Consider the following 15,712-nt stretch of genomic DNA (forward strand, 5'->3'; position numbering starts at 1 on the left):
CCAATAGTGCCGCCAATGGGCGTCACTGCTTGTCCACCAATGTAGCGACAAAATGGCCTTGCCACGCCGACCAATTTCGCCAATATAGGCAGACCAATTTCATTCCGATGGAGCCCCTCATGACAGTGCTGCCCACGCTCTTCGCCAGCCAGGCACAGGGCGATCTGCCGCTCCACGAACAGCGGGTGCGCTCCCTGCGGGAAGCGATGTCCGGATGGAGGGGGCTCCTGCCCCAGCACGGAGGGGGCCAGCCATGACAGTTCTGCCGACTCTCTTTGCCAATCAACCGCACGGCGAATTGCCGCTCCACGAACAGCTGGTGCGCACTCTTAGGGAAGCGATTCTGGCGGGCCACCTGCCCCTGCACGGCCGGCTGCCCGCGAGCCGCACCCTGGCCCGGGATCTCGGTGTCTCCCGCAGCACGGTGGAGCTGGCCTATGGCCGGCTGGAGGCGGAAGGCTATCTGGTGCGCAAGGTGGGGGCCGGCAGCTTCGTCGCCCTGGCGGCGGTGCGCCCCGCGCCGCGACCGGCCCAGTCTGCGGCGGGCCTCTCCCGCCGTGGGCAGGAGATGGCCGACGGGGGGGCCTGCCACGACGTGCCCGAAGTGGGCCGCTCCTTTGCCTCCAGCCAGCCGGATCCCCGCCTCTTCCCCCAGGCGCTCTGGGGCCGACTGATGCAGCAGCAGTGGCGCGAGCGCGCCTGTGACTGGATGAATTACGGGGATCCGCAAGGGTTGCCCGCCCTTCGCACCGCCATCAGCAGCTACCTGGTGCAGTCCCGCGGCGTGGTGTGCGAGCCGGATCAGATCCTGATCCTCACCAGCTCCCAGCAGGGCATACTGCTGGCGACCCAGCTGCTCATCGACGCCGGCGACACCGTCTGGGTGGAGGACCCCGGCTATCCGGGGGCCCGCACCGCCATGGAGAGCGCCGGGGCCCGCATCCATCCGGTGCCGGTGGACGGGGAGGGTCTGCAACCGGCGGGGGCTCACCCCAGGCCCAGACTCATCTACTGCACCCCGGCCCACCAGTACCCCCTCGGCGTGCCCATGAGCCTGAGCCGCCGCATGGCGCTGCTGCGGGAGGCCGAGCGCCACGGCGCCTGGATCCTGGAAGACGACTACGACGGGGAGTACCAGTACGATCAGCGACCGCTTCCCGCCCTGCAGGGGCTGGACGGCCAGGGGCGGGTGCTCTATGTGGGCACCTTCAGCAAGGTGCTGTTCGGCTCGCTGCGCCTCGCCTATCTGGTGCTGCCGCGCCCCTTGATGGAGGCCTTCAGCCGGGCCCGGGCCGCGGTCGATGGCCACAGCAACCAGTTCCAGCAGGCGGTCACGGCGGATTTCATCCGGGGCGGGCACTTCGCCACCCACCTGCGCCAGAGCCGCCTCGTCTACCAGAGCCGGCGGGACCTGCTGCTGGCGGAGCTGGCCGAGCACTGTCCCGCCCTCACCCCCATCCACAGCGGTGCCGGCCTGCAGTGCGCCGTGCAGTTGCCCCCCGGCGGCGAGGCGCGCTGGACAGAGATCGCCAACGCCAGGGGGCTGGGGCTGCGCCCCCTGCATCAGTTTCACCTCGCCGCCCCCGAGAGGGAAGGCTGGCTGCTCGGCTTCGCCAGCCTCGACAACCAGACCCTGCGCCAACTATGTCGCCATCTGGGTCAGCTCATGCGCTCCGTCTGACCTGACTCCCAACAGGTCAGAGGTGCCAGGGCCTGATAGCGCTGGGTCCACGGGAGAGGCCGCACTATACTGGACGCAACGACGCTGCAGAACCCGGCCCAGATGCACCGACTCCTCTTCCTCCTCCTCGCGCTCACCCTCCCATCCTCCCCGATGGCGGCCACCCGATACACGCTGATCGGCCCGGAAAGCAGTGAGGATGCCCGCATGGACTACTACCGTGCGGCGATGCAGCTGGCGCTGGAGAAGACCCGCCCCGAATACGGTGACTACGAACTGCTCGACTCAGTCAGGATGAACAAGGCGAGGATGCGGCTCGAGGTGCAGAAACCGGGCAGGAGCGCACTCTTCATCGTCGACAGCTGGCCCCAGGAGCGGCCGCATCCCGAGGTCAGCCTGCTCCCCTTCCCCATCGATCTCGGCATTCTCAGCTACCGGGTCTGCTTCGCCGGCCCGGAGAGCGCGCGGGCGCTGGCCGGCGTCCGCTCCCTGAGCCAGTTGCAGGGATTCAGCCAGGGGGTGGGCAAGGGGTGGCGTGATGCGGACATCCTGCGTCACAACGGCTTCAGGGTGCATGAGGTGGACAACTACGAGTCGCTGTTTCGCCTGGTGGCCCGCGGCCGGGTCGACCTCTTCTGCCGCGGCGCCAACGAGATACTGACGGAGTGGGAGCGTCACCACCCCGCCCTGCCCGAGCTGGCCGTCGACCGCCATCTGACCCTCTTCTACCCGCTGATCCACGCCTTCTACAGCCATGCGACCTACGCCAAGGAGCGAGAGCGCCTGTGGCTCGGCCTGCAACTGGCCTGGGAGGACGGTTCCCTCAAGCGGCTCTGGCGCCAGCACTTCCAGCCCTCTCTGGCCTTCACCCGGCTGGCGTCACGGCAGATGTTCAGGCTGACCAACCCCCTGCTGCCCGGCACCGGGGTCGACTACAAGGTCTACCTCTATGATCCGGCCCGGGACGACTTTGGCATCGGCCATCATGACGCCCCCGCTCGGGGCGTCCGGCAGGACTAACCCCCGCCCTCTTCGCGGCACAGGGCCAGCCAGGCCTCGGCGGTGCGGGAGAGGTAGCGATCGCTCGGCCAGATCACCCCGAGCCGCCAGCTCAGCTCCGGTACCAGGGGTCTTTGCACCAGGCCATCCGGCGTCAACCGCCGGCAGATGGGCTCGGGCAGGAAGGCGACCCCCATGCCGCTGCGCACCATGGCGGTGAGAAAGTCCCACTGGCTGCTGCGGGCCGCCACCTGGGGCACGAATCCCGCCTGCTCGCAGGCCTGCTCCAGCCGCTCGCTCAGGGTGAAGGCCCGGGTGTAGAGCAGGAAGGGCTCGTCCCGCAGCGCCTCCAGCCGGATCTCCCGGCACGCGCGCCAGCGGGGCAGGTCCGGCAGCACCACCTGAATGGGGTAGCTGTCCAGATCCAGGGCGCAGAGAGCCCCCTCTTCCCTGGTCGGCAGCATGGTGATGGCGAGATCCAGCTCCCCCTCCAGCACCGCCTGCTCGATGCGCCGGCCGCCATACTCGACGATGGAGAGCTCCACGTTTGGATAGCGGCTGCGATAGGCGCGGATGAGATCCGCATAGACGTGACCCACCATGGGGGGAATGCCGAGGGCGAGGCGCCCGTGCTGCAGGCTCTGCAGATCCGCCAGCTCCGCCTCCAGCTGCTGCATCTCGGCCAGTATGGTCTGGGCCCGGTTGAACAACACCTGGCCGCTGTCGGTCAGGGTGAAGCGGCGACCCATCCGGCTCAGCAGGGGCTGGCCCAGCTCCTCCTCCATGTTGCGGATCATCTTGCTGATGGTGGGCTGGGTGACGAACAGCTTCTCGGAGGCGCGGGTGAAGCTCTGCTCCCGCACCAGTTCGACGAAGTAACGCAGGGCTCGGATATCCATGGCGCTCTCTTGACGGGGATGGCTGGAACAATCATGCCTCTTTGGCATGAGTTTGATAATTTAAATTCATTTTTTGCAGGTTTGGGCCCTCTCTATACTGTGACCAGGTTCACAGAAAGACGCTCGCCATGAAAACCCTCTGCCTTCGCTGGTTGCAAACCCCCTTCCAAATCGCCCTGCTGGCGGCCATCTGGTTGCTGGCCGACATCGCGGTGCGCACCTTGCACCTGCCGCTGCCCGCCAACCTCACCGGCATGTTGCTGCTGCTGGTCTGCATCCTGCTCAGGGTGGTCAAGGCCCGGTGGTTCAGTGCCGGGGCCCGCTGGCTGCTGGCGGAGATGCTGCTGTTCTTCGTGCCCGCCGTGGTGGCCGTGGTCAACTATCAGGAGCTGCTGTTGCAGGAGGGGTGGCGCATCATGGTGGTGCTGGTCGTCAGCACGGTGCTGGTGCTCGGCACCACGGCCCTGGTGGTGGACAGGGTCTATCGCCTCGAACTGAGGCTGGCCCGCCGGAGTCGCCGCCATGTCTGATACCCTGCTCGGTCTGCTCTGCTTCGCCCTGACCCTGCTGTTCTACTACGCCAGCAAGTGGCTCTATGGCAGGAAGCGCATCCTGCCCCTGATGCCCCTGCTGCTGGCCCCGACCCTGCTGGTGGCCGTGGTGCTGCTGTTCCACATCCCCTACCGGGACTACATGGCCGAGTCCCGCTGGCTGCTCTGGCTGCTGGGCCCGGCCACCGTCGCCTTCGCGGTACCCGTCTACGAGAACCGCCGGCTGATGCGCCGCCACTGGCTCTCCCTCTCGGTGGGGGTGGTGGCGTCCGTGGTCATGGCGGTGGGCAGCACAGTGCTGCTGGCCCGCTGGCTCAACCTCTCCGAGCTGTTGCAGCGCAGCATGGCAATGCGCTCCATCACCACCCCCTTCGCGGTGGAGGCGACCCGTGCCGTGGGGGGCAACGCCGATCTCACCGCCCTGTTCGTGGTGCTGACCGGGGTGATCGGCATGGCGGTGGGGGAGAGCGTGCTCACCGTGCTCGCCATCCGCAGCCGCCTCGGCAAGGGGGCGGGCTTCGGCGCCTCGGCCCACGGCGCCGGGACAGCCAGGGCCTATCAGATGGGCAACGAGGAGGGGGTGGTCTCCAGCATGGTGATGATGATCGCCGGCATGGCCACCGTGCTGCTCGCCCCCCTGCTGGGGCGGCTGTTCTGGTAACCCCGCCACCCGATAGCAGAAGAGGCGCCCAGGGGCGCCTCTTCTCATTGCGTCGTGTCATGCAGCCTCAGAGGCTGGCGCAGATCTGCCAGAGATCGTACTGAATGGCTGCCGCCGTCACCTCGCGACCCGCCCCCGGCCCCTGGATGACCAGGGGGTTGGTGCGATAGCTGTCGCTCTCGATGGCGAACACGTTGTCGCAGGGCAAGAGGTTCGCGAACGGGTGGTGGGGCTCCAGCGCCTCCAGCCCGACGCGGGCCTTGCCGTCGTGCTCGAAGCGGGCGACGTAGCGCAGCACCTTGCCGACCCGGCGCGCCCCCTCGAAGGCGGTCAGGATGGGATCATCCAGCTCCTTGAGCCTGTCCATGAACTGATCCGCACTCACCTTCCGCAGGGCCACCGGCACCAGGTTCTCCAGCTCGATGTCGGCGGAGTCGAGCTCGAAGCCCGCCTCCCGCGCTAGGATGAGCAGCTTGCGGCGCACATCCTGGCCGGAGAGGTCCTCCCGGGGATCCGGCTCGGTCAGGCCGTGCTGCCAGGCCTCGTCCACCAGCTCGGAGAAAGAACGGGTGCCGTCATACTGCTGGAACAGCCAGGAGAGGGTACCGGAGAAGATGCCGGAGACCCCCTGGATGCGATCGCCGCTCTGACGCAACATCTGGATGCTGGACTGGATGGGCAGGCCGGCCCCCACGGTGGCGTTGTAGCGCCACTGCACCTGGTGGTCGCGGCAAGTCTGCTTGATGCGCTGGTAGAACTCGCTGTCGGCGGCGCCGGCAAACTTGTTGGCGGCGATGATGTGGATGCCGAGCTGGGCAAAGTCCGGGTAGTAGCGGCTCACCGTCTCGCTGGCGGTGAGATCCAGCGCAATCAGGGCGTCGAAGCCGTGCTGCTCCAGCTGGGACAAGAGCTCCGGCCAGATCAGCGGTTTGGGGGCGAAATTGTCCTGCACCTTGAGCGGGTCCAGCCCCTCTTCGTCCAGCAACCCACCTTCCGAGCTGAACACCCCGTAGAGGGTGAGCGCCAGATTGAGCTCGTGCTCGAGGCGCGCCTTCTCGCGGGCGTAGAGCCCCAGCCAGTGACCGCCGATGTTGCCCTTGCCGAACACCACCAGTCCGACCCGGGTGGGACGGCTGAACAGGGCGCTATGCAGGGCGATGAGCAGCGGCTCCAGCACGATCTGGCGCAGCACGGCCACCAGGCTCAGGCCGTCCTTGGCCACCTGGACGAACTCCAGGGGCTGATCCGCCAGCAACTGGTAGAAGCGGTGGCACTGTTCGGCGTTGTCGGTGACGCCGGCTCCCACCAGGGCCACCAGGCTGTATCCCTCCTTCTGGATGAGGCCGGTGAAGTTGCCCTGCAACTGGAAGTCCCGTAACACCTCGAAGGCTCCTTCCGCCACCTCCAGGGTGTAGGCGAGGCGCAACACCCGGCGATCCGGCTGGCGCTGCAGGGTGAGCGGATGGAGGCGGTGGCGGGCCAGATGGGCCTCGATGGCCGCCACCGTCTGCTCATAATGGGTCTGCGGCAGCACCTTGAGCTCGATGAGGGCGATCTGATCCACCGAGGAGACGATGCGGGCACCGCCGGAGCGCGGAGCCCGGCGCAGGATGTGGGTGCAGCCCTCATCCGGGTTGTAGCTGCAGCGCAGGGTGAGGCGCTGGCGGCTGTCGGCCACCGGCTGCAGGGTGCGGGAATGGAGCACCGAGGAGCCGAGCCGCGCCAGCTCGTTCGCCTCGGCCAGACTCAGGCGCTCCAGCAGGCGAGCCTCCTTCACCCGGCGCGGGTCGGCGCTGTAGACCCCGGCCACGTCGCTCCAGATGGTGGTGGACTCGCCGTCCGCCAGCGCCGCCAGCAGGCTGGCGCTGTAGTCGGAGCCGTTGCGCCCGAGCAGCAGGGAGCGCCCCTCCATGTCGGCGGCGATAAAGCCGGTCACGACTATGCGGCCGGGATGCTCCGCCAGCCGCGCCTTGAGCAGCTCGCTGGAGAGGGCGGTATCCACCTTGACCAGAGCGCCGTCCTCGGCGCGCAGGAAGCTGCGGGCATCGAGCCAGGCGGCCGGCTCCCCCCGGCTGGTGAGCAGGGCGGCCAAGAGGCGCGCCGACCACACCTCGCCAAAGGCGAGCAGGCCGTTGCGCTCGAAGCGGTCGAACTGCCCCTCCAGGGTCTTGGCGATGAGCTGCATGTCGTCCGCCAGCTGCTGGCTGAGAGAGAGCAGCAGCTCCCCCTCCAGCAGACCGTCGATCAGGCTCTGCTGGTAGGCGTGCAGGGCCGTGATGGCTTCCCCTGCGGCCTCGTCCCCCGCCTCGGCCAGCTCCACCAGCTGGATCAGCCGGTTGGTGGTCTTGCCCGCGGCGGAGACCACCACCAGCTCGTTGCCCCCCACCTGTTGCTCGACGATGCTGGCGACCCGGCGATAACAGACCGGATCCGCCAGGCTGCTGCCGCCGAACTTGTGTACATGGCGCCGCTTGAAGACTGCCTCTGTTGACACCACACACTCTCCTTGTTGTTGTTCCATTACTTCACCTGCTCTGCCTGTTGTGCCAACTGCGCCTGTTCAAACCCCTGGGCCAGATCGGCCACCAGATCCTCACCGTGTTCGATCCCCACCGACAGGCGCAGCAACTGGGCACTGATACCCGCCGCCTGCTGGGCCGCAGGGGTCATGGCCCTGTGGGTCATGCTGGCCGGATGGGCCACCAGACTCTCCACCCCGCCGAGGGACTCCGCCACCGAGAAGAGGCGCAGCCCCGCGAGGAAGGCGCGCAGCCCCGTCTCGTTGCAATCGAGCTCAAAACTTAGCATGGCGCCAAAGCCGGACTGTTGACGGCGCGCAATGTCGTGGCCCGGATGGCTCGGCAGGCTGGGGTGATAGATCCGCTTGACCAGCGGCTGCTGCTGCAAGAAGGCGAGGATGCGATCCGTGTTCTCCTGATGGGTGCGCAGGCGCGGAGCCAGGGTGCGCAGACCCCGCAGGGTGAGGTAGGAGTCAAAGGCACCGGAGGTGAGCCCCAGGCAGTTGGCCCACCACACCAGGGAGTCGGCCAGCGCGGGCTCCTTCGCGATCGCCACGCCCCCCACCACGTCGGAGTGGCCGTTGATGTACTTGGTGGTGGAGTGGACCACCACGTCGGCGCCGAGGGCCAGGGGCTGTTGCAGCAAGGGGGAGAGGAAGGTGTTGTCCACCACCACCTGGGCGCCCGCCGCGTGGGAGGCCTCGGCGATGGCGGCGATGTCCACCACCCGCAGCAGCGGGTTGGAGGGGGTCTCCACCCACACCAGTGCGGGTTTCTGGGCCAGCGCGGCGGCCAGCGCCACCTCGTCTCCCTGATCCACGAACTGCACCTGGTAGTGGCCCTTGGCCGCCAGATACTCGAACAGGCGCCAGGTGCCGCCGTAGCAGTCGTGGGGGGCGATCAGCAGATCCCCCGCCTTGAGCAGAGCCGTGGTCACCAGGTGAACGGCCCCCATGCCGGTGCCGGTCACCACGGCGCCGGCCCCCCCTTCCAGGGCCGCCAGGGCGTCCGCCAGATTGGTGCGGGTCGGGTTGCCGGAGCGGGCATAGTCGTATTGACGGGGCTCGCCAAAGTCGGCAAAGGTGTAGTTGCTGGAGAGGTAGATGGGGGGCACCACGGCACCGTGCTGCGTGTCTGTCTCAATCCCGGTGCGTACCGCCAGGGTGGCCTTGTGGGTCATGTCACTCTCCTTGATGGGTTGCCGGAGCCGGTCCGCCTCGTGGGTCGTCCAGCCCCGCTCTCATTTTCGCTGGCCGGACTGCCGGCCCATGGTGCACCACACTACGCCACCTTAAAAAAGCCGTCAACACTTCTAGACGTCTAAATGGCTTTGCTGTTGGATTGCCATTGAATTCCTTAAGGGTTAAAATCCGCGCTCACGGCCAAACGACTACAGGTGGAACATGGGTACAGAGTGGAACGGCGACTACGTCAGCCCCTATGCAGAGCACGGCAAGAAGAGCGAACAGGTCAAGAAGATAACCGTCTCAATCCCGCTCAAGGTGCTGAAGGTGTTGACCGATGAGCGCACCCGTCGCCAGGTGAACAACCTGCGTCATGCGACCAACAGCGAGCTGCTCTGCGAAGCCTTCCTGCACGCCTTCACCGGCCAGCCGCTGCCCTGCGACGACGACCTGCGCAAGGATCACCCGGACAGCGTCCCCGCCGAGGCCCGCGCCATCATGGAAGCACTGGGCAAGGAAATCGAAGACTTCGACGCCGAGTGATCCGGCTGCCCATGGCAAACGATGCTTTCCCTTCGATGACGCGGCCCGGTGCCGCGTCATGCTTATCTGCCGCCTCCCCTTTCAGCCTGCGCCGCTACCAGAGCGACATGCAGAGCCACAGCCACGACCATGCCCAGCTGGTGATCCCCCTGGACGGCCCCCTCGAGATCGAGGTGCAGGGCCAGGGGCGCCGCCTCGCCCCGGGTTTTGCCTGCATCATCGCCCCCGGCCTTCGCCACGACTACGCCGCCGACCCGGTGCACGCGTTTCTGGTGCAGGAGAGCCACTGGCTGCCGGAGGCCCTGGGGGATCACCCCTTCGTCGAGCTGGATGAGGCCCAGCGCCACTACCTCGCCTTCCTGCACCGCATGGTGGCCGAGGGGCGCCACGTGACCGGCATGGATCAGGTGTGGCTGGGGCTGCTGACCGAGGGACGCGGCATGGGCCCCGCCGTCGCCCCCCGCATAGCCCCTCGTATCGCCAAGGTGCAGCGCCATATGGAAGCGCACCTCGCAGACCCCCTCACCAACGAGCGGCTCGCCGCCATCGCCTGCCTCGGCCAGAGCCAGTTCAAGCACGCCTTTCGCCAGCAGGTGGGCATGAGCGTCTCCCACTACCTCAGGACGCGGCGCATGGCGCTGGCCCGCACCCTGCTGACCCAGACCGCCCTGCCCATAGGCGAGGTGGCCAGCCGCTGCGGCTACCAGAACCAGGGAGCCTTCGGCGAGCGCTTCCTGGCCGAGACCGGACTGACCCCTTCCCTCTGGCGCCAGCAAAACGGCCGCCTGCCGTAACCGGTCGGCTCTTTGCCGAAGACAATCCCCAGGCATTCGAGGCATGCTGAGGCTCATGCAAGGTATGGGCAACGAGGAGCCAAGATGCAGACCATAAGCTGGCAGGATTTCGAGATGGTGGAGCTCAGGGTGGGCACCCTGGTGCGGGTCGAACCCTTCCCAGAGGCGCGCCGCCCCGCCTACAAGGTGTGGGCGGATTTCGGCCCCGAGCTTGGGGTGCGCAAGAGCAGCGCCCAGATCACCGACCTCTATCGGCCACAGGATCTGGTGGGGCGCCAGATCGTCGCCGTGGTGAACTTTCCCCCCAAGCAGATAGGCCCCATCCAGTCGGAGTTTCTGCTGACCGGCTTCTACCGGACGGACGGCGCCGTGGTGATCGCCATCCCCGAACAGGCGGTGGAGAACGGCGCCAAGCTGGGGTGAGACAACGGCAAGGCAACCAGAGAGCAGAGGCAAGAGAGGCGACCCCGGGGTCGCCTCTCTTCCTTGATGCTGACTGGCACGCTTATTTCAGCAGGCTGAACAGCAGGGCAGAGACCGCCAGGGCGCCGGTCAGCAGGATGAAGCCGTTGACCCAGCCGTGACGGAAGCGGGCCAGCGCCTCCACCTTGTAGATGGCCACCACCGGCATGATGAAGAGGATCATGGCGATGACGGGGCCGGAGAGGGTCTCCATCAGCCCCAGAATACCCGGGTTGATGACGGCGGCACCCCAGATGGCGAAGAGCATCAGGGCGATGCCGAGCTTGTCCGCCCTGGCCAGCGACAGGCCGGTGGGCTTGGCGATCAGGCTTTTCAGGCTCTCGCGGGCGCCGAGGAAGTGGCCGAGGAAGGAGGAGCTGATGGCGATGAAGGCGATGAGCGGCCCCAGGGTCACGATCACCGGGTTGTCGGTGATGTTGGCGAGATAGGAGAGTACCGAGACGTTCTGGGCCTTGGCCTCGGCCAGCTGGGCCGGGGAGAGGCTCAGCACGCAGGAGAAGACGAAGAACAGCACGAAGCCCACCAGCATGACGGTGGTGTTGCGCAGGATCAGGCCGCTCTTGGCCTCCGCCTGCTCGCCGTATTCCCGGCGCTGCACGTTGGCAAAGCCCGAGATGGCGGCGGCATGGCTGAAGGCGAAGACGGTGACCGGCAGCGCCAGCCAGACGGTGTTGAAGAAGCCCGTTCCTTCAAAGGCGGTCATTTCCGGCCACTGCCACTGGGGAATGAGGTAGCAGGAGAGGGCCAGCAGGATCGCCGCCAGTGGGTAGACCATGACGGCGAAGGCCCGCAGCATCGCCTTCTCGCCGGCCAGCATCACGGCGATCATGGCGAACACCAGCACGCCGGAGAGCATCACCCGATCCGGGGAGGCCATACCGAGCTGATTGACCATGAAGCTCTCCACCGTGTTGGTCAGCCCGACGCCGTAGATGAGCAGGATCGGGAAGATGGAGAGGAAATAGAGCGCCGAGATGAGGCGCCCGGCCATCTTGCCGAAGTGCTCCTCGGCCACCTCGGTGAAGTCGGCCTGGGGGCGCGACGACGAGAGCACGAAACGCGCCAGCCCGCGGTGGGCCAGGAAGGTCATGGGGCCAGCCAGCACGGCGACGATGACGAGGGGCCAGATCCCCCCCAGACCCAGGTTGATGGGCAGGAACAGGATGCCGGCGCCGACGGCGGTGCCGAACAGGCTGATGACCCAGTGGGTATCGTGGCGACGCCAGCCGGTGCTGGCCATGGTGGAGGGGGAACCGGACAGCTCCCGCGAGACCTCTGCAGATAAACTCATCGATAAATCACTTTTATATAGTATTAAAACCTAAAAACATTGTGCTCCTTTAGCATTTAATTCTCAAAAATGGAGGCAGGCAGATCTCACTGGCAAAGCCCTGTTCCACCAGTGAGATTGGGAGGGAATTTCAACCCGGATTATTCAGTTAATACCGGTATTAACTCAATACTTAGAATATAAGACCAAAATAAAAACCAGTGTCGATTTTTTATTTCGATTAATGGGCTACCTCCAGAATTAACTGAAATTTATGCCAGTGCAGCCAGATTGGATGTGATGATCCACTGCCATTATCGCCATCACTAGCGAATCTCCCTGAAATCCCCATGACCACCCAGTGGATCACACCAATGCAGTCAGGCGACCCTGTGGTCGCCTGATTGCATTCCCAACGAGATTGTCGACCCGTCAGTGGGCCAGAATGCGTCCCCAGTCGAGATCCGGGTCCCCCATCACGATGAAGTCCGGGTTCTCCAGCGACTCCGTCTCGTTGTAGCTCAGCGGTTGCAGCGCCAAGCTGAGGATGCGGCCCCCCGCCGCCTCCACGATGCACTGGGCGGCGGCGGTGTCCCACTCCCCGGTGGGGCCGAGGCGCACGTAACAATCCGCCACGCCTTCCGCCACCAGGCAGGACTTGAGGGAGCTGGAGCCAAGCGGGATCAGCTCGTAGTGGATGGTCGGATTGAGACGGCGGGTCAGGGTCTCCAGTTTCTGGCGGCGGCTGATAGCCACCACCAGGGAGTCGGGCTGATCGTGTTCATGGTGCATGGCGCTGATGGGGCGCACCTCGCCATTCGCCTCCTTGAAGGCGCCGTGGCCGCGCACCGCCCAGTAGAGCAGATCCGACTCGGGGGCATAGATGACCCCGAGCACGGGCACATTGTCCCGTACCAGGGCGATCAGGGTGGCGAAGTCACCGCTGCCGGCGATGAACTCGCCGGTGCCGTCGAGGGGATCCACCAGCCAGTACTGGCGCCAGTTCGCACGCTGGCTGAAGGGGATGTCTGCCGCCTCTTCTGTCAGCACGGGCACATGGGGAGTGAGCGCCGACAACGCCTGCTTGAGGTAGGCGTCGGCGGCAAGATCGGCACTGGTGACCGGGGTCGCATCCTCCTTCAACTGGCGCTCGAACTGGCCGCCACGGTAGATCTCGTGAAGGATCCGCCCCGCTTCGCGGGCGATCGCCTTGACCTCAGGTATCCAGGCCAACAACTCCTGCATGGTGCTTCCCTCTGTCTCTGATTGCCTAACCGCCCTGAACGGGCTAATCCTGCTGCTCCGCCAGCCAACGTTGGGCCAGCAGCAGGGCACTGATGCTGCGCGACTCGCTGAAGTCGGGGCGCGCCAGCAACTCGTCGATCCGGTTGAGGGGCCAGGGGATCACCTCCAGGGGCTCGGGCTCGTCGCCGACCCGCTGCTCGGGGTAGAGATCCCGCGCCAGCAGGATGTCCATCCGGCTGGAAAAATACCCCGGCGCCAGCGACACCTGCTTGAGCAGGGTCAGGCTGCTCGCCCCGAAGCCCGCCTCCTCCATCAGCTCCCGGTTGCCTGCCTCGATGGCGCTCTCCCCCGGATCGATCAGCCCCTTGGGAAAGCCCAGCTCGTAGGAGTGGGTGCCCGCCGCGTACTCGCGCACCAGCAGCAGGGTGTGGGCATCGAACAGGGGCACCACCATGACGGCGCCTCTGTTGCCGCCGCGCATCCGTTCGTAGACCCGCTCCTCGCCGTTGGAGAATTTCAGGTGGAGGGACTCCACCTTGAACAAGCGGCTCTCGGCCACGATCTCGGCCTTGAGGATCTCGGGCTTGCTCTTGTCGTGCGCCATGGTCTCGGCACTGAGGTGCACGGGGTTGCGCTTGTGGGGATCGCTCATCGGGGCTGACTGCTCGTTAAAAATCGTGCTTCAAGAGTAAACGACTCCCCAGGTGAACACCACGGGGCAAGGGCGGGAAAGATGCCCGAAAAATCCGTTATAATGCCCCCCATTTTTCCCCTCCCCCCACAGACATCGCGAGGCCCCATGTCGACTCCCCTGCCCTGGCACCAGATAGATACCGTTTTGCTCGATATGGATGGCACCCTGATCGACCTGCATTTTGACACCCACCTCTGGCAGACCCTGGTACCGGAACGCTACGCCGAGCGGCTCGGCCTGCCGCTGGCCGAGGCCAGGGCGCAGATCGAGGCGCACTATCAGGCCGTCAGCGGCACCCTCGACTGGTACTGCGTGGATTACTGGACCCGGACCCTGGGGCTCGACATCCGCGCCCTCAAGCAGGAGATCCTGGCGAAGATCCAGTGGCGGCCCCACGTCATTCCCTTCCTGGCCGCACTGCGGGCGGCGGGCAAGCGGCTGGTGCTCTTCACCAATGCCCATCCCGCCAGCCTGTCGGTCAAGGATGCGCACCTCGGCCTCGCCGAGCACCTCGATTTCATGGTGAGCACCCATGAGCTAGGGTGGTCGAAGGAGAGCCAGCACTGCTGGCAGGCACTGGCCGAACGGCTGGCGTTCGACCCGGCCCGCACCCTCTTCGTGGATGACAGCGAGCGGATCCTGCGCGCCGCCGCCGACTACGGCATCGGCTACCAGCTCGCCATCCAGAATCCGGACAGCCAGCAGCCCGAGCAGCGCATCACCGCCTTCCCCGCGATCCGCGACTACGCCGAGTTATTGCCGCTGGCCGTGTGAGGCCAACAGGGGAACCAAAGCTCACCGCCTTCCCCGTTATGCTCCGCAACTACGCCGGATGGCTGCCGCCGACCCAGCGGGCAGCGGGCAAACAAAAGGGCTGCCAGGGCAGCCCTTGTCGATCCCGGGTCGACTCAGCCCCGCCACGCCACCAGCCGATACTGCTTCTTGCCCCGGCGCAGCAGCAGGTAGCGGCCGAACAGCCGCTCCTCCACCCCCAACCGCTCATCCTGGCAGATCTCGCCGTTGACGCTGACGGCCCCCGCCGCCAGCAGCTCCCGGGCGATGCGCCTGGAATTCGCCAGACCGCTCTCCACCAGCAGGGTCACCAGATCCCTCTCCCCCGCGATGTGACTGCAAGGCAGGCCATCCTGCGCCAGCTGGGCGAGATCGCTTTCCCCAAGGCGTGCTACCTCGCCCCTGAACAGCAATTCGCGGATGCGCCGCACCGCCGCCAGCGCCCCCTTGCCGTGTACCAGCTCGGTCAACTCGTCCGCCAGCACCTGCTGGGCCAGCTTGCGCCCCTGCCGCTTGGCATCCTCCGCCTCCAGCGCGGCGATCTCGGCCAGCGGCATAAAGCTGTAGTAGCGCAGGAAGCGGTAGACATCCTCGTCCGCGGTGCCGAGCCAGAACTGGTAGAAGGCGTAAGGGGAGGTGAGCGCCGGGTCGAGCCAGATTGCGCCCCCCTCGGTCTTGCCGAACTTGGTGCCGTCCGCCTTGGTGATGAGGGGCAGCGTCATGCCATAGACCTGCGCCTGATGGAGCCGGCGAGTGAGATCCATGCCGCTGGTGATGTTGCCCCACTGGTCGTTGCCGCCGATCTGCAGGGTGCAGCCGAGGCGCTGGTTGAGCACGGCGAAGTCCTGGGATTGCAGCAGGGCGTAGGAGAACTCGGTGAACGAGATGCCCTGATCCGGGCGGGCGAGGCGCTGGCGCACCGATTCCCGGGCCAGCATGGCGTTGACCGAGAAGTGCTTGCCGATGTCCCGCAGAAAGTCGAGGGCGGACATCTGCCCCATCCAGTCGGCGTTGTTCACCAGCCGCGGCGCCGCCAGCCCTTCGCTGGCCGGCAGCAGCGCCTTTATCTGGGCCGACAGGCTGGCCACCCAGCCCTGCACTCTGTCGGCGCTGTTGAGGTTGCGCTCGGTCGCCTTGAAGCTGGGATCGCCGATAAGGCCGGTGGCGCCCCCCACCAGCGCCACCGGGGTGTGACCCGCCAGCTGAAAGCGGCGCAGCATCAGGAGCGGCACCAGATGGCCGATGTGCAGGCTGCCGGCGGTGGGATCGAACCCGCAGTAGACGGTGCGCGGGGTGGCGAGGTGATCGCGCAGCGCCGCCGGGTCGGAATTCTGGGCCACCAGGCCGCGCCGGGTGAGCTCGTCGAGCAGATAGGGATTGATCATGGAAGACTCCAA

16 protein-coding genes are annotated in these 15,712 nt (G+C 66.3%); 9 read left to right on the top strand and 7 right to left on the bottom strand.

The window, feature by feature from the left end:
* Positions 1-119: 119 nt before the first annotated feature.
* The 3 genes from I6L39_RS03305 (at position 120) to I6L39_RS03315 (ending at position 2,701) form a co-directional block, all read left to right on the top strand.
* Complete coding sequence (locus tag I6L39_RS03305) at positions 120-257, top strand: hypothetical protein (RefSeq protein WP_216991018.1); 138 nt, start codon at positions 120-122, stop codon at positions 255-257.
* Positions 254-1,681 (top strand): PLP-dependent aminotransferase family protein, encoded by a 1,428-nt coding sequence (locus I6L39_RS03310; protein WP_216991019.1) that lies wholly within the window; start codon positions 254-256, stop codon positions 1,679-1,681. The genes I6L39_RS03305 and I6L39_RS03310 overlap by 4 nt, the downstream gene beginning before the upstream one ends.
* 153 nt (positions 1,682-1,834) lie before the next feature.
* Complete coding sequence (locus I6L39_RS03315) at positions 1,835-2,701, top strand: hypothetical protein (RefSeq protein WP_216991020.1); 867 nt, start codon at positions 1,835-1,837, stop codon at positions 2,699-2,701.
* Here the strand turns inward: I6L39_RS03315 and I6L39_RS03320 are convergent.
* Positions 2,698-3,579 (bottom strand): LysR family transcriptional regulator, encoded by an 882-nt coding sequence (locus I6L39_RS03320; protein WP_216991021.1) that lies wholly within the window; start codon positions 3,577-3,579, stop codon positions 2,698-2,700. The genes I6L39_RS03315 and I6L39_RS03320 overlap by 4 nt on opposite strands.
* A 128-nt stretch (positions 3,580-3,707) precedes the next feature.
* Here I6L39_RS03320 and I6L39_RS03325 point away from each other — a divergent pair, with 128 nt between their 5' ends.
* Together I6L39_RS03325 and I6L39_RS03330 are read left to right on the top strand one after the other, a co-directional pair.
* Positions 3,708-4,109 (top strand): CidA/LrgA family protein, encoded by a 402-nt coding sequence (locus I6L39_RS03325; protein WP_216991022.1) that lies wholly within the window; start codon positions 3,708-3,710, stop codon positions 4,107-4,109.
* A complete protein-coding gene (locus I6L39_RS03330; protein ID WP_216991023.1) occupies positions 4,102-4,791 on the top strand; it encodes an LrgB family protein in 690 nt (229 codons plus the stop codon). The genes I6L39_RS03325 and I6L39_RS03330 overlap by 8 nt, the downstream gene beginning before the upstream one ends.
* Positions 4,792-4,858: 67 nt before the next feature.
* Here I6L39_RS03330 and I6L39_RS03335 read toward each other — a convergent pair whose 3' ends face one another.
* Together I6L39_RS03335 and metB are read right to left on the bottom strand one after the other, a co-directional pair.
* Complete coding sequence (locus I6L39_RS03335) at positions 4,859-7,312, bottom strand: bifunctional aspartate kinase/homoserine dehydrogenase II (protein WP_216991024.1); 2,454 nt, start codon at positions 7,310-7,312, stop codon at positions 4,859-4,861.
* Positions 7,312-8,490, bottom strand: coding sequence for a cystathionine gamma-synthase (gene metB, locus I6L39_RS03340; RefSeq protein WP_042078499.1), 1,179 nt, complete (start codon positions 8,488-8,490; stop codon positions 7,312-7,314). Before metB ends, I6L39_RS03335 begins: the two co-directional genes overlap by 1 nt.
* 223 nt (positions 8,491-8,713) lie before the next feature.
* On the opposite strand from metB, the gene metJ reads away from it, so the two are divergent.
* The 3 genes from metJ to I6L39_RS03355 all read left to right on the top strand — a co-directional run bounded on the left by metJ (position 8,714) and on the right by I6L39_RS03355 (position 10,254).
* On the top strand, positions 8,714-9,037 hold the full coding sequence (gene metJ, locus I6L39_RS03345) for a met regulon transcriptional regulator MetJ (protein WP_005327165.1): 324 nt from the start codon (positions 8,714-8,716) through the stop codon (positions 9,035-9,037).
* Between the two features lie 35 nt (positions 9,038-9,072).
* Positions 9,073-9,831 carry an AraC family transcriptional regulator gene (locus tag I6L39_RS03350; RefSeq protein ID WP_216991025.1) on the top strand — a complete coding sequence of 253 codons (759 nt, stop codon included), beginning with the start codon at positions 9,073-9,075 and terminating at the stop codon, positions 9,829-9,831.
* 84 nt (positions 9,832-9,915) lie between these two features.
* The gene (locus tag I6L39_RS03355; RefSeq protein ID WP_216991026.1) at positions 9,916-10,254 is read left to right on the top strand and encodes a tRNA-binding protein; all 339 of its coding nucleotides are present in this window, start codon (positions 9,916-9,918) and stop codon (positions 10,252-10,254) included.
* Positions 10,255-10,336: 82 nt separating this feature from the next.
* Here the strand turns inward: I6L39_RS03355 and I6L39_RS03360 are convergent, their stop codons facing one another.
* The 3 genes from I6L39_RS03360 to nudE all read right to left on the bottom strand — a co-directional run bounded on the left by I6L39_RS03360 (position 10,337) and on the right by nudE (position 13,481).
* Positions 10,337-11,605 carry an aromatic amino acid transport family protein gene (locus tag I6L39_RS03360; protein WP_216991027.1) on the bottom strand — a complete coding sequence of 423 codons (1,269 nt, stop codon included), beginning with the start codon at positions 11,603-11,605 and terminating at the stop codon, positions 10,337-10,339.
* Positions 11,606-12,016: 411 nt separating this feature from the next.
* Positions 12,017-12,829: a 3'(2'),5'-bisphosphate nucleotidase CysQ gene (gene cysQ, locus I6L39_RS03365; protein ID WP_216991028.1), complete on the bottom strand. Its 813-nt coding sequence runs from the start codon at positions 12,827-12,829 to the stop codon at positions 12,017-12,019.
* A gap of 43 nt (positions 12,830-12,872) precedes the next feature.
* Positions 12,873-13,481, bottom strand: a complete 609-nt coding sequence (gene nudE, locus I6L39_RS03370) for an ADP compounds hydrolase NudE (protein ID WP_216991029.1) — start codon at positions 13,479-13,481, stop codon at positions 12,873-12,875.
* Positions 13,482-13,628: 147 nt separating this feature from the next.
* On the opposite strand from nudE, the gene yrfG reads away from it, so the two are divergent.
* Positions 13,629-14,297, top strand: a complete 669-nt coding sequence (gene yrfG, locus I6L39_RS03375) for a GMP/IMP nucleotidase (protein WP_216991030.1) — start codon at positions 13,629-13,631, stop codon at positions 14,295-14,297.
* Between the two features lie 134 nt (positions 14,298-14,431).
* Here yrfG and tyrS read toward each other — a convergent pair whose 3' ends face one another.
* A complete protein-coding gene (tyrS, locus tag I6L39_RS03380; protein ID WP_216991031.1) occupies positions 14,432-15,700 on the bottom strand; it encodes a tyrosine--tRNA ligase in 1,269 nt (422 codons plus the stop codon).
* Positions 15,701-15,712 lie beyond the last annotated feature (12 nt).

It is taken from the genome of Aeromonas sp. FDAARGOS 1409, from assembly GCF_019048705.1.
GTDB classification, from domain to species: Bacteria; Pseudomonadota; Gammaproteobacteria; order Enterobacterales; family Aeromonadaceae; genus Aeromonas; species Aeromonas sanarellii.